Raw genomic sequence first — 14,986 nt, forward strand, 5'->3', positions numbered from 1 at the left:
GAAAGCTGATTGCCGAAAGCCGATGTTAATCATAGCACATAGAGTAAGGAGTTAAGTATTTTTTCTCCTTACTTTATGGTCTTTTTAAAACTAAATTCTATTTCTAATCCTTAATTCTTTTTAAATGAAAAAATCGCTTCTGATCCTTGCAGCTGTTTTTATGCTGTCGACAGCAAGTTTTGCACAAAAAACTTCCACGATCAATATTGCATCCTACAACCTTCGTTATGATAACAAAGGCGATGGGATTAACGCCTGGCCGAACCGTAAGGAAATGGTGAAAGGACTGGTTCGTTTTCATGAATTTGATATTTTTGGCACACAAGAGGTTTTGATCAATCAGCTACATGATGTGGCTGAATTAACCGAATTTGCTTTTCTTGGAAAAGGCCGTGATGATGGCAAAGAAGGTGGAGAACATTCTGCTATTTTTTACAAAAAAGATCGTTTCAAAGTTTTAAAAAATGGTGATTTCTGGTTGAGCGAAACACCGGACAAACCGGGAAAAGGCTGGGATGCTACCTGCTGCAACCGGATCTGTTCATGGGCGAAATTCCAGGATTTGAACACTAAAAAAGAATTCTATTTTTTCAACGTTCATTTTGATCATCAAGGTGTAGAAGCGCGTCGCCAGTCAGGAATTCTGATGTTGAAAAAGATGAAGGAAATTGCAGGAAATTCGCCAACCATTTTAACCGGCGATTTTAACTCTACGCCTGAAACAGAACAGATCAAAGCCATTCAAACACTTTTAAGCGATTCTCATGAAGTAACAGAACAACCGAAATACGGTCCGGAAGGAACTTTCAACAGCTTCAAATTTGATGCACCGATGGTAAATCGTATCGATTATATTTTTGTAAGCAAACCAATCAAGGTTCTAAAATATGGAGTTTTGACGGATGCAAAAGAGCAGCGATATCCATCTGATCACCAGCCTGTGGTTATTAAAGCAGTGATTAATTAATCTGCATTTATTTTTTCAAAATATAAAACTGCCGCTGTTTTCCTTAGCCGGAAAACAGCGGCAGTTTTTTGTGATAAATACTCATATCCTTAAAAAAACCATAATACAACTCCCTACTGTTTTCCAAAAAAATCATTTTATTTTTTTGTTATTAATAAGACCAAACGCCTTCAATTCCTTAATCTAAAATCAACAGGCATTTATTGATAATAGCCGAATTTTGCAGAATTCTTACTGATGGGCTATTATAACCCAAAGAATACTGAATCAATATGAACGCCAGGTATACTCACTTTTCAGACGCAAACCTTCTAGAAATTATCCGCACGGACGCTGACAGAAAAGCGTTTGAGGAATTGTATCTCCGTTATTTTGCGCCGTTGTTCAATTATGTTTATTCCCGGATCAACGACCGCTTTACATCTCAGGAAATTGTTCAGGAATTGTTTGTAAGCATTTGGCAGAAACGCATAGATTCAAACATTCAGGATTGTAAGTCTTATTTATTTTCTTCGGCAAAAAAACGGATCATAACGCATTACCGTGCGGAAATGTCCAGGCAAAACCGAAATACTTATTGGGAATCTGCCCGGGAAAGTTCTGCGGAAACTACTTACCAGGATACATTGGCGCTTGATCTTCAAAACCGCTATCATGAAGCATTACATTTATTACCCGAAAAATGTCGGCAAGTTTTCACTTTGAGCCGTCAGGGAATATCTAACCGGGATGTCGCGCTGGAACTTAACATTTCCGAAAAAACGGTTGAACAGCACATTACCAAAGCTTTGCGGATTTTAAAAGTCTATTTGAAAGAACATTTAGCCTACACACTGATCCTGATCAATTTATTTTAATATTTTTCTTCCCCAACTAAGGGGTACCGCTTATTGACTCCGACTTAAAGATATCAACCTCTTTACGCAATGGATAACAAGCCGGAAATATCACCTCAATTACTTGAAAAATATCTTCAGGGATTATGCTCTGATCATGAGAAAAACATTATTGAAAAATGGTATGCAACTCTGGAAACTCCCGGCCAGTACCTCGAATCCGTAGCAGAGTCTGAAAGAAATGAGCTGTTGGAAAATACACTTAAAAATATTAATCAACAGATTGACCTTGAAGAAAATAATACTGAAATCAGAAAATTTCCATGGTCGAGGATAACAGGTATTGCTGCTTCAATTTTGTTTGTCCTGGGTATTTTTTATTATCAGTTTGCACCAAAACAATCTTTCGATTCGATTGCGGCCAATGAAAAGGTTAGCAAAAAAGTTGATTTGGTTGAATTCATAAACAATGAATCCCGGATTGTTCAGCACCAGCTCCCCGACGGAAGTACCGTCTGGATGCACAAAAACGCGATAATTATCTATCCAAAAGTATTTGCAGAAAATAACCGGACCGTAAAATTTAAAGGGGAAGGATTTTTTAATGTACAAAAAAATAAAGAAAAACCATTCTCGATCATCAGTGGAGAAATGGTTGTGAAAGTACTCGGTACAAGCTTTAATGTCAAAGCAGTTTCAGCAGGAAAACATTTCGAAATCTCCGTGGTTACAGGTCGTGTGGAAGTTTCTGCACCTGATAGTGAATCGAAAACTCAACAGGTCATTTTAAAACCAAATCAGCAGGCACTTTTTGAACTGGAATCAAAAAAACTTTCGTTTCAGGAAATGGCCACTTTGCAGAAAAAGGAAATTTATCAATCCATCAGCATAACGTTTACACATACACCGTTACGTGATGCAATCCGTCAGCTTGAAAGAAAATTCAATATTTCCATCAAACTTTCCGATCCTGGAATAGCAAAATGCAGGATCAGCGGAGACTTTGAGCAACAGCCGCTTCCGGCTATCATGGATATGCTGTGTAAAACGCTGGAAGCGACTTATATCATTAAAGAAAATACGATTACCATTCAGGGTGAACCATGTGAATAACGAATCAATTTAACTCAACCAAACCTGCAAAAATCATGAACTAGCGAATTTCCTGCACAAAAAAGCCGGAAGTGTTCCACCACTCCCGGCCAATGATTCCCTGCCTGCACCGTTCCACCGGCGCAGAACAGATTATTTCTAACAGAGCTTAAACCATTAGACAATCAAAATTATGCAAAAATCGGTACCAAACAAGCCATATAACTGGCGACTTCTCATGCGAATAAGTTTACTTCAATGGATTCTTATGGCTTTTCTTGCCAGCGTTAGTTACGCAAAAGAAAGCTCAGCGCAGTCTATCCTCAACAAGGATATCACCATTCGCTTATCAAATGTACCGATCCAATCGGTTTTGGAACAAATTCAGAAAGACATCAAGATCAAATTCGTGTACAGTAGCAAGGTTTCTCTTAGCGAACATGTGACGATCAATGCCAGCAAGGCGAAACTCGATCAGGTACTCAACCAGATTTTTCTTCCGCATGGAATAGAATATTCGGTAATGAACCAGCAGATCATTCTTTCCAAAAACCGGTTAAATAAGAAAGAATCTGCATTTCCATCTTTGGAAGAAAAGGTTTTAAATGCACCACTTACCAGGGAAATCAGAGTTAAAGGGAAAGTAATTTCTGCTGACGGAAAAGAGGTTTTACCTGGCGTAAGTGTAGTGTTGAAAGGCAGCTCAGCCGGAACGACAACGGATGGTGATGGCTTTTTTGAACTTACCGTTCCCAACCTTGAATCTGTTCTGGTTTTCAGCTTTGTGGGGTACCTTCCCAAGGAAACAAGAGTTGGAAACCAAACATTTATCGATGTGACTTTAACCGCCGATACCAAAGCTTTAAATGAACTGATCGTCGTAGGTTATGGTGTCCAGAAGAAAGTAAATCTTACAGGTGCGGTAAGTCAGATCCAGTCAAAAGATCTCGAAAACCGGCCTTTAAATAACATGTCCCAGATTCTTCAGGGCATGATTCCCAACCTGAACGTTACATTTTCAACCGGTCGTCCTGGCCAGGGAGGAAACCTGAATGTCCGAGGGGAGACGTCTATCAACGGCGGTGGCCCGCTGGTTTTGATCGACGGTATTCCCGGTGATATTAACCGGATAAATCCCGGCGACGTAGAAACTGTATCTGTTTTGAAGGATGCAGCAGCTTCGGCAATTTATGGTGCACGCGGTGCTTTTGGTGTAATTCTGGTTACAACAAAAATAGCCAAAAGTGGGAAAACCAGTGTTTCATACAGCAACAATTTCGGCTGGTCAACACCGACGGTGCGTACTGATTTCCTTACCAACGGTTATGATTATGTCAAAATGAATGACGAAGCTTTTAAAAGAGCTAACGGCAATACGTATACCCGTTATTCGGATGAGGATTATAAAGAACTGGAAGCCCGTCGTTTTGACAAAACCGAAAATCCGGACCGACCATGGACGGTAGTGAAAAATGTAAATGGAAAAGATATTTACAATTACTATGGAAATTATGACTGGTGGAAGGCAGTAATTAACACGACCCAACCATCTAAACAGCATAATCTAAACTTCTCAGGAGGGACTGAAAAGGTTAATTACTTCATTTCAGGATCTACTTATTCAAAAGAAGGGATGATGAAACTAAATACGGACAAGTTTACCTCTTATACATTCAGAGCCAAAATAAATGCTCAGTTAACTCCCTGGTTAAAAATCAGCAATAACACCCAGTATTTTGACTCAAAATATAAATATCCAGGTTTGGAAGGCGGTGGAAACGAAAACTTCGTTGGAATTACTGTTCATGCCATACCTGCTTATGCTCCGCAAAATCCAGACGGGACAGCGACATACAATACGTTAAAAAATAATTATTCAATCGGTGATGGATTGTTTGCCAATCTTATGAAAGGCGTAGCTGGCGGTGAAAAAAAAGCACATGAGTTTACAACCATTAATTCGATGACAGTGGATCTGACAAAGAATTGGAATATTGTTGCCAATCACTCCTATTCTTTTTATATCGCTGACGACTGGTACCGTTCAGCAGTTGCTCAATACTCTATTCAACCCGGTATCCTGGCCGCTGTTCCAAACTTCAATACCGATCAGCTGAAAAAGACCTTCTGGTTTGATCCTACGAATGTTGTCAATGTTTTTTCTTCTTTCAACCACACTTTTGGCAAACATTATTTTGGAGCTACTGCGGGTATTAATTATGAAACAAAAAAACACCAACGGTTATTCGGAGCGCGTAAAAACCTGCTTTCTGAAAGTCTGAATGACCTGAACTTAGGAACCGGCGAGCAGCTTGCAACAGGAGATTCTTATCAATATGAATTGTTTGGAGCTTTTTTTCGGGTCAACTACGATTACCTTGGAAAATATCTTTTGGAAGTGAACGGCCGCTATGACGGAACTTCAAGATTCGGAGCCGGGAAACGTTATGGATTTTTCCCTTCGGTTTCTGCGGGATGGAGAATCAGTGAAGAAAGATTTTTCGAATCAGCCAAAGAAGTTGTTAACAATTTGAAAATCAGAGCATCTTACGGAACCTTAGGAAATCAACTGCCGCCAAACAACAACTCGGCAAGTTACTATCCCTACATTTCCATCATGCCAACGGCGCAGTCCAGCTGGATCAATAATGGGCAAAAACTAACTTATGTAAACAGCCCAAATCCAATTTCTCCAAACCTTACCTGGGAAAAAGCCACAACTTCCAACATCGGTCTGGATATGGATTTGTTGAAAAACCGTTTGAATCTTGCGTTTGACGGCTATATCCGTAAAACCACGGATATGCTTATTCCCGGTAAAGTACTGCCGCTTGTTTATGGAGCGCCGGTTCCAACCCAAAACGCGGGTGATTTAAAAACAAAAGGTTTTGAACTGGCCATTTCCTGGCGCGACCAGTTTAAACTTGCCGGAAAAGCCTTCTCTTACAACGCAACTTTTAATGTTTCAGATTCAAAATCAACGATTACCAAATTTGATAATCCCAATAAATTGCTTTCAAGCCATTACGTAGGGGAAGTTATCGGTGATATGTGGGGTTACTCGCTTGATGGTTTTTTCAAAAGCAACGAAGAGGCCCAGGCTTATCAGGTTGACCAGGCGCTTGTAAACAAACAACGTTTGAGCGCCGCGGGAGAATGGAGCAAATTACAGGCAGGAGATATCAAATTCATTGATAAAGATGGCAATAACAAAATCGATCAGGGTGCCAATACCTTGGAAAATCATGGTGATTTGAAAAAAATTGGTAACAACAAGGCGCGTTATCGTTATGGTTTGAATCTTGGTGCTTCCTGGAATGGCTTTGATTTCTCGACACTTACCCAAGGAATTCTTAGAAAAAACTGGTATCCGGGCAATAATGCGGATAAATTCTGGGGCCCCTATTCACGTCCCTATTATTCTTTTATTCCAAAAGATTTTGAAAAGGATGTATGGACTCCTGAAAAACCAGATTCTTATTTTCCTGTTTTGAGAGGTTACACGGCGTTAAATGGCGGTGGTGATTTAAATGCTCCTAACGACAAATATGTTCAGAACGCTGGGTATCTGCGACTTAAAAATGTTGTGATCGGTTATACATTTCCATCAAAACTTACCCAAAAACTTCACATTCCAAAAGCGCGGGTTTATGTGAGCGGCGAAAACCTGCTTACCTATACACCGCTCAGATCCAAATACATAGATCCGGAACAACTTGACGGCGATACGACAAATGGCAGAACTTACCCCTTGTCCAAAACATTTTCAGTCGGCCTGAGCCTCAATTTTTAAACCTGGTATTAACGAGTCATAACAATGAAAAAAATACTTTTAACACTAGCCATAGCAATCGGGATGGTTTCCTGTAATCTGGACCAGCTTCCCGAAGATGCTATCTCGCCGGAAACGTTTTTCAAAACGGAAAACGACCTGATTCTTTATACCAATTCATTTTACAGCGTGCTGCCATCTGCCGAAGATGTGTACAATGAGGATGTTGACAATGTAGTAAAAAACAGTCTTCGCGATGAGCTTCAGGGAACGCGCGTGGTACCTACCAGCGATGGTGGCTGGAAATGGGATCCGCTACGAAATATCAATTATTTCCTTGCTAATTCTGACAAATGTGCCGATAAAAAAGCGGTGGCCAAATACAACGGAGTTGCCCGTTTTTTTCGTGCTTATTTTTATTTTAACATGGTAAAGAAATTTGGTGATGTTCCATGGTATTCCAAAGCGATCGAATCAAATGATCAGGAAATGTTGAACAAAGCCCGAGATCCGCGTGCGATGGTGATGGATTCTGTTTTGGCCGATCTTGATTACGCGATTGCAAATCTGGACGGATCACGTCAGGTAACTATGATCACGAAATGGACTGCGCTGGCTTTAAAATCAAGGATGGGTTTGTATGAAGGAACGTTCCGGAAATATCATCCGGAATTCAAACTTTCAGGCTCGGATAAATTTCTGGATGCCAGTATTTCTGCTTCGGAGGATTTGATGAAAAACAGTGGATATACGATTTATAAAGCGACTCCGTCGACAGCCTATCAGAAATTCTTTTCTTCCGACAATGCAATTGCCGACGAAGTGATACTGGCACGGGATTTCAGTGATGAATTACAGGTTTATCATAACCTTAATTATTACACGATGACTGCATCTTATGGAAAACCTGGCCTGGAAAAGAAACTGGTTAACAGTTATCTGATGGCAGATGGATCGAGATTTACGGATATCAAAGGGTATGAAACCATGCAGTTTTATGACGAAGTACAAAAAAGAGACCCACGTTTAACCCAAACAATACGGACTCCCGGCTATACCCGAATTGGAGAAACGGCACCACTTGTGCAGGAGTTTGGCGCTACGGTAACCGGTTACCAATTGATCAAATTTGTGTCGGCGCCAAAATGGGATACTTTTAGTAAGGATATTACGGATATGCCAATTTTCCGTTACGGAGAAGTTTTGATGAATTATGCCGAAGCAAAAGCTGAAAGAGGCACATTGACTCAAGGCGATCTTGACAAATCTACCAAACTGACCCGTGATCGCGTGGGTATGCCCAACATCAACATGGCAATGGCAAACAGCAATCCGGATCCTTACCAGGCGCAGCAATATTCCCAAATTACAGGAAGTAATGTGGGTGTAATTCTGGAAATCAGACGCGAAAGACGTGTGGAACTTGTGATGGAAAATTTCTTCCGCTGGGATGATATTATTCGCTGGAAAGAAGGTCAGATTTTGACAAAACAATACAAAGGAATGTATTTCCCCGGCCCCGGAAGTTATGATCTTGACAAAAACGGTAAGGTTGACCTGGTTATTTATGAAGGCGATAAACCAACGGTTCCCGGTGCTCAGATCCTGAAATTGGGAAGCGAGATTTTACTCGAAAACGGCAACAAAGGCGGAAACATTGTGATCAACGAGCATATTACCAAAAAGTTTAATGAAGCACGGGATTACCTCTATCCAATCCCGACACAGGAACTTTTGCTGAATCCAAAACTGGTTCAAAACCCAAACTGGTGATCCGGTAAGTATTAATATCAATAGCAGTTCTCGTTAAAATTTTGATGAGGACTGCTTATAACAAATAAGTTTCTAAATACTATTCCTAAATTCTTACCAAAATGCATTCAGACAGACGGTCATTTCTTGAAAAAATGTCTCAAATCGGGGCGCTGAGTTTAATTCCTGTCACCTCAGCCTTAGCCGATAATACCGACGAAAACAATCATTTCGTAGCCGGTCCTTATCTTCAGAATATCGGCCACGATGAAGTTACGGTGATGTGGATTACCAGCAAAAACTGTTTTAGCTGGGTGGAATATGGAGAAGGAAATTATGCGATCCACAAAGCATTTGCTTATAACAACGGGCTGATTGAAGCTAACAAACGCATTCATAAAATTACACTGACAAATCTTAAACCAGGATTAAGTCATAAATACAAAATTGTTTCTACCGAAATAACAGGTTTTAAAAATTCCAAAGTTGAATTTGGAGAAACTATAACAGGCGCCATGCTTGGTTTTAAAACACCGGCCTTGAATGAGGACGAAGTCAAACTGGTTATTTTCAATGATATTCATGACCGTCCGCAAATCATTCCGCAATTACTTTACCGTCATGGTTATACCGGAAATGCACGTGATTATGACTTTGTCGTTTTCAATGGTGATTGTTTCGATTGGCTCAGTGATGAGCAGCAGTTAATTGATCATTTGATAAAACCAACAACCGATATTTTTTCCAATGAATTTCCTTTTATTCTTACCCAGGGAAATCATGAATGCCGGGGCAGTTTTTCGAGGCAAATTCCAGACTATTTCGCCTATCCGGACAATAAATTTTATTATGCTTTTACCCGCGGTCCAATCCGTCTTGTGATTCTTGATTCTGGCGAAGATAAAGCGGACGACAGTGTGGAATATGGAGGACTTGCGGCATTTGACCGCTACCGCGAGACGCAGGCGAAATGGCTGGAAAAAGAAATCGCAAGTAAAGAATTCAAAAAAGCAGATTTCAGAGTTGTACTGATTCATATTTCTCCTTACCATTCCGGCGACTGGCATGGTACGCTTCATTGTCAGAAAGTTTTTGGCCCGTTACTAAACAAGGCCAAAATTGATATCCAGATTTCCGGCCATACCCATCGTTATATGACACACGATGCAGATGCCACACACAATTACCCGATCGTCATTGGAGGCGGGCCCCTGGAAGGAAACCGGACGCTGATTAAGTTGCGTGCCAACAAAAAAGAACTTAACCTGAAAATGGTGAGGGATGATGGAGAAGTTGTTGGAAAGTATGCTATTCAAAAAAAGAACCGATAATTTCTAAATTTTAAGAATCATGATAAGTAGGCGGATCGCTTTAAATTCTTGTGCTAGCAAATATTAAAATACAGAGAATTGCTGACATGGCACTTAGACGAGATTTTTTAAAGAAAACCATACTTGGCAGTGCAGCCGGAATTCTGTTACCAGAAATAGCATCTGCCTCTTCTTTTGATAAAAATGAAAGTATTGAAAAAGGATACACATTCTTATTCCAGGGAGATTCTATAACAGACGGAAACAGGACCAGGAATACGGACTGGAATCATGTCATGGGACATGGATTTGCGTATCTTATTGCAAGCAGATTATGGTTTGATCATCCGGAAAAAGAATTTCACTTTTTCAATCGGGGAGTTAGCGGAAATAAAATCACAGATTTGGCAGAACGCTGGCAAACGGATGCATTGGATTTAAAACCCAACCTGGTCAATATTCTTGTTGGTGTGAATGATACCGAGTCTGCGGTCAAAGGAAATAAAGAAAATACGTCGCAGTCATTCGAAACAGACTATCGTTCTGTTTTAGAAAAAACAAAAAAAGATTTGCCGGATGTGCAGTTGGTACTTGGTATTCCCTTTCTACTGCCGGTAGGAAGAGTTAAAGAAAAATGGGAAATTTATCAGAACGAATTAAAGCCACGACAGGAAATTGTTGGAAAACTGGCAAAAGAATTCAACGCAATTGAAATCGATTTTCAGTCTGAATTTGATAAAGCATTAAAAAATGCCCCGGCAGATTACTGGATTTGGGACGGGATTCATCCCATGCCAGCCGGACACGAGCTCATGGCAAGATTCTGGATTAAGGAAGTGCACAAGAAACTGAAATTTGTCAAATAAAACTTTGGCAGAATTAAAAAGAACAAATAAAACTTTGGCAGAATTAAAAACAAAATAGCCGGACATTGCCGACTATTTTCTTTATTTATTATATCAGATAATGTTTCTATCTGCTGATCCAGCTGAATTCGTATTGCAATTCAGGAATACGCGTACGATCAGCAATTCTGCGTAAACGTGCCGGTAAAGCCATCAAATAATCGCGCGCTTTTTCTGCACCGGAGTTAAGCTCTCTTATTGTTCCGATTTCCCATTCCAAAAGCAAAGATTCAAGGATTTCGATATAATCCATTGTTGTATATACTCCTAAACGCTGCGCTGCATCAGAGAAATGAGAGAATGTGTCACCCATTTTCACCCCGGATTCACGAAGGAAGTGAGCAGGCATTACAATTTTTTTCCTCATCATATCTTCCAAAGCCAGCATCAACTCGGATGGATCAACAGCCAGAATGCGGCTGACAAATGCTTTGTAAGCTTTCGCATGACGCATTTCATCAGAAGCGATCACCCCACAAATTTTGGAAAGATGTGGATTACCAAATTGTTTTGAAAGGGTTGCGGTTCTTCTGTGCGAAACGTTCGTTGCCAGTTCCTGAAACGATGTATAGATAAAGTTGCGGTAAGGATCACGATCCGTTCCGATGTCAAAACCATCCGCTATAAGATATTGTGTAGATACCTCCATCGCACGCATATTAACGCGTCCGGACAAATACAAGTATTTGTTCAGAAGATCACCATGACGGTTTTCCTCAGCCGTCCAGGCTCTCACCCATCTCGACCAGCCCGAAGGATTATTCACCTGATCCACACCGATTACATCCATTAACCATGATTCGTAGGTTGGCAGGGCTTCTTCTGTTATGGTGTCACCAATTAATACTGCAATATAGTCGTACGGCAAATCACGGCAGCTCTCCTGCAATAATTTCACTTCACTGAAAAAGTTCTCCTTGCTGGAATCCGGCAAAAAATCTGTAGGCTGCCAATTTTGATCGATTGGTTTCAGGTATTCTGCCATCAGGGCATCGAGGTCCTTTCCCACATGTTGCATGACTTCAAGTCGTGCTGCTGAAAGTTCGGTTTCCATTGTTGATTCAATTTAACTTACAATATAATTTTACAAAGTACGGGAATTTAATCAAAGTTATACATGACAATTCTCATTTACTGCTTTACAAATTTTCACAATCGGTGTACATTTGGAATATTTTAGTAAAAAAAGGAATGAAAAAAATTATAGACTACCTCCTAAGTACCATTTATCTTCTTCATTTCGGGCTTTCCTTGCTTGTTTTTCATGTGGCCCAGGTCGTGGCACTCAACGTTTTCGGAAAAAAAGCACATGAAAAAGTAGTCGATTATCTCAATTTTTCTTTAACCTACGGTCTTTATCTAACAGGTTCCAGTGTGACTTTTAAAAATTTGGCTGTGATCCCTGATGATCGTCCAATTATTTTTGTTGCAAACCACCAAAGTACATTTGATATCCCCTCTATCATCTGGTTTTTAAGAAAACGCCATCCTCTTTTTGTTTCAAAAATTGAATTAGCAAAAGGCGTTCCCAGTATTTCCTATAATCTCAGAAAAAGCGGCGCAGCATTAATTAATCGCAAGGACGGAAAGCAGGCCATTGGCGAAATTTCCCGACTTGGGAAACTGATTCATGATACAACCGGATCTGCCATTATCTTTCCCGAAGGAACCCGTACTGCCAGCGGAATTATGAAACCTTTTGTTCCCGGTGGAGTTGCCATGTTATTAAAACGTTCTCCCAATGCATTAATCATTCCTGTGGCAGTGGATGGAACCGGCCGTTTTAACCCAAAAGGTATTTTTCCATTAATATCTTTTTCAAAACTTTCGTGGACTGCGCTGCCTGCTATTGAACCGGCAGGAAGAAAAGCTGAGGAGATTTTATTGGAGGCACAGGAGGCGATTCAGAAGGAATTGAGTTAATCAGCATATTTAGATTATCTCTTATGTATCAACTTTTCAGGGTTTGATAAATCCTCCAAAATTCCGATGCTACAATAATATCAGCCCCTCGGGCTTTTAATTAGTTACCATCCAAATTTATTTTATTTCCCTAGTGGTTTCAATCCGAAGGGATGACATTATTATAGAAAATGTTCTGAACTAGATGGGGCCAAAACCCGGAACGGGTGACATAATTTCGGTTCACCAACTTATTACAGTATCAAAACGCCATCCTTTCAGGATTTGATAAATCCCTGAAAATTCCAGTATTGTAATAATATCAGCCCGCAGGCTTTTACTTTTTGACTGCGAAATTTATTTTTTCAAAAGGCTTAATCCTTTTTTGAAAGAGAATTCCCATTCATTATCCTCATATATAATCACTTACAAAACACTAAATATTCCTATAAAATCTTTTATTAATCGATTAACAATCGTTAACAATGTCCATTTAAACCTATCCGGATTCTTTACCTCTAACCCATGAACTTTAAAAATTAGAACCATGAAAAAAATACTTTTTGTTGCCGCATTTATAGCATTTGGTTTGACTAACGCATCTGCTCAGTATAATGGCCATGACCGCAACCGTGACGACAACCGCGGTTACAATCACGATAATGCTTACCAGAATAATCCTCGCGACAGCCGCGGATATATCGTGAACGATATGCAAAGAGATGCCCGTCGACAAATTTCTATTGGTATCGAAAGAGGAACATTGAATCCCCGCGAAGCATCTGCACTTATGCACGAATACGAACGCATTGAAGCACGTGAAAGAAAATTCAGTCACCGCGGAGGACTTAATCCAAGAGAGGAAAGAAATCTGATCCAGGATCTGGAAAGATTAATGGCGCAAACCCGCAGCATGAGCAGCCGACGAAACAATGACAACTGGGCTAGAAACCCAAGAGGAAGATATTAAAAATCAGTTGAAGGTTTAGGTAATTTCGAAAAGCATTTCTCAGTTTTGGGAAATGCTTTTTTAATGGAAAATCACCTTTTAAAAATACATGACTAATTTTACATGCGACTTTCTAAATCCTTCTTTCTCATAAAAACGATGTGCATTCTCCCTCACATTATTGGACGTCACTTCAATTTGCAGGGCATTTTTACTTTTTGCAAAATCAATTAATTTTTCAACCAGTGCTTTCCCAATTTCTTTGGAACGATATCGCGGAACCACATACATTTCCTGAATTTCGGCAACAACACATACGTGATGTAACAAAAGCTGGGTATGGCAGCTTCCCATACCCACTGGTTCTCCATCCAGTTCTGCAATTACATAGCGAATACGTTCCTGTGAAAGATTTGAATGAAAAGCGTTGTTAAAAGATTCCCTGTCAAGCTCCTTATCTTCCAGGTCACAGATCATGTTGTAGACTGTTTCTTCGTCTTTTTCCGTTGCTGACCTAATATGTAGATTGAAAACTACCATATCAAAAATGCTGCAATTCAGCAGAATTGTGGATAAACACTCCTTTTTCAGGAAGCTGGGCCAATTCTACCATACCCCTGGCAACTTTGTCCGAATCAATAGCAGCGTATTTTTTCAACGGTCCTACCATGACCGGATCCAGAATTTTGGCCAATACTTCACCTATTTTTTCACCAAAACGAGATTCTCCTCCCCGGTCTCCCAAAAGTAATGACGGACGTAAAATATGTAAGGCATCGTAATGTAAATCCGTAAGCTCCTTTTCAATTTCACCTTTTACACGATTATAAAAAATGAAAGATTTTGAATCGGCGCCCATTGAGCTTACAATCAAATATTTTGAAGCTCCATTTAATTTCCCTAAACGGCCGATTTGTAAAGGATACTGAAAATCAACTTTTTTGAAGGCCTCTTCTGAACCGGCCTTTTTAATTGTAGTTCCCAGACAGCAAAAAATATCATCGGCTTTGACAAGAGATGCATCCGGTTTATCAAAATCAAAGAAAATCTCGTCGAGTTTTTCATGCTGAATACCGCTGGATCTTCTTGTAAGGACTTTTATTTGATTATATATAGGCGAAGCAAGTAAATAATTCAAAACCTGCTTCCCAACAAGGCCGGTAGCTCCGATTACTAATGCTGTTTTGTAAGATGCGTCAGACATGCTATAAGTTTTGTAAGTTGCAATTTAAAAAGTATACCATTACGGTGACAATAATCTTTGGTAATTTCTTTATTCTTAACTATATCTAAGAACATTACTTCTAATTTAAATCTTTATGGTAACCAGACAATACGTTGTGTGGAAGGGCTTCTATATTCATTGACCTGAATTGTCTTTTCACTATTATTTCCAATAATTACTTTTTGATCAATGGTTGTAGAATTATATAATCAGTAAAACCACTTTTCCGCAATTAATTGTATCAGTTCATTCCAATAAAGGAAGGTATAATTATTG

General features: G+C 39.8%; 12 protein-coding genes. 9 read left to right on the plus strand and 3 right to left on the minus strand.

Translation table 11 applies throughout. The annotated features are described in order from the left end of the window. Positions 1–124 precede the first annotated feature (124 nt). The 7 genes from FZF08_RS16075 (at position 125) to FZF08_RS16105 (ending at position 10,595) form a co-directional block, all read left to right on the plus strand. A complete protein-coding gene (locus FZF08_RS16075) occupies positions 125–967 on the plus strand; it encodes an endonuclease/exonuclease/phosphatase family protein (RefSeq protein WP_159470547.1) in 843 nt (280 codons plus the stop codon). 272 nt (positions 968–1,239) lie between these two features. Continuing rightward, the gene (locus FZF08_RS16080; RefSeq protein WP_159470549.1) at positions 1,240–1,824 is read left to right on the plus strand and encodes a sigma-70 family RNA polymerase sigma factor; all 585 of its coding nucleotides are present in this window, start codon (positions 1,240–1,242) and stop codon (positions 1,822–1,824) included. 69 nt (positions 1,825–1,893) lie between these two features. After that, positions 1,894–2,916: a FecR family protein gene (locus FZF08_RS16085; RefSeq protein WP_159470551.1), complete on the plus strand. Its 1,023-nt coding sequence runs from the start codon at positions 1,894–1,896 to the stop codon at positions 2,914–2,916. Between the two features lie 172 nt (positions 2,917–3,088). Beyond that, positions 3,089–6,688: a TonB-dependent receptor gene (locus FZF08_RS16090; protein ID WP_159470553.1), complete on the plus strand. Its 3,600-nt coding sequence runs from the start codon at positions 3,089–3,091 to the stop codon at positions 6,686–6,688. 24 nt (positions 6,689–6,712) lie between these two features. Beyond that, positions 6,713–8,440: a RagB/SusD family nutrient uptake outer membrane protein gene (locus FZF08_RS16095; RefSeq protein ID WP_159470555.1), complete on the plus strand. Its 1,728-nt coding sequence runs from the start codon at positions 6,713–6,715 to the stop codon at positions 8,438–8,440. Between the two features lie 101 nt (positions 8,441–8,541). Further along, positions 8,542–9,750, plus strand: coding sequence for a metallophosphoesterase family protein (locus FZF08_RS16100; RefSeq protein WP_229216568.1), 1,209 nt, complete (start codon positions 8,542–8,544; stop codon positions 9,748–9,750). Between the two features lie 86 nt (positions 9,751–9,836). Next, complete coding sequence (locus FZF08_RS16105) at positions 9,837–10,595, plus strand: SGNH/GDSL hydrolase family protein (protein ID WP_159470557.1); 759 nt, start codon at positions 9,837–9,839, stop codon at positions 10,593–10,595. Positions 10,596–10,701: 106 nt separating this feature from the next. On the opposite strand, the gene FZF08_RS16110 is transcribed toward FZF08_RS16105, so the two are convergent. Continuing rightward, positions 10,702–11,688 carry an acyl-ACP desaturase gene (locus FZF08_RS16110; RefSeq protein WP_159470559.1) on the minus strand — a complete coding sequence of 329 codons (987 nt, stop codon included), beginning with the start codon at positions 11,686–11,688 and terminating at the stop codon, positions 10,702–10,704. Between the two features lie 137 nt (positions 11,689–11,825). On the opposite strand from FZF08_RS16110, the gene FZF08_RS16115 reads away from it, so the two are divergent. Further along, the gene (locus tag FZF08_RS16115) at positions 11,826–12,557 is read left to right on the plus strand and encodes a 1-acyl-sn-glycerol-3-phosphate acyltransferase (protein WP_159470561.1); all 732 of its coding nucleotides are present in this window, start codon (positions 11,826–11,828) and stop codon (positions 12,555–12,557) included. 526 nt (positions 12,558–13,083) lie between these two features. Continuing rightward, on the plus strand, positions 13,084–13,506 hold the full coding sequence (locus FZF08_RS16120; protein WP_159470563.1) for a hypothetical protein: 423 nt from the start codon (positions 13,084–13,086) through the stop codon (positions 13,504–13,506). A gap of 78 nt (positions 13,507–13,584) precedes the next feature. Here FZF08_RS16120 and FZF08_RS16125 read toward each other — a convergent pair whose 3' ends face one another. Further along, positions 13,585–14,025: a GNAT family N-acetyltransferase gene (locus FZF08_RS16125; protein WP_159470565.1), complete on the minus strand. Its 441-nt coding sequence runs from the start codon at positions 14,023–14,025 to the stop codon at positions 13,585–13,587. 1 nt (position 14,026) lies between these two features. Then, positions 14,027–14,689, minus strand: a complete 663-nt coding sequence (locus tag FZF08_RS16130; RefSeq protein ID WP_159470567.1) for an NAD-dependent epimerase/dehydratase family protein — start codon at positions 14,687–14,689, stop codon at positions 14,027–14,029. Positions 14,690–14,986 lie beyond the last annotated feature (297 nt).

Source organism: Dyadobacter sp. 3J3, from assembly GCF_009801115.1.
Lineage (GTDB): Bacteria > Bacteroidota > Bacteroidia > Cytophagales > Spirosomataceae > Dyadobacter.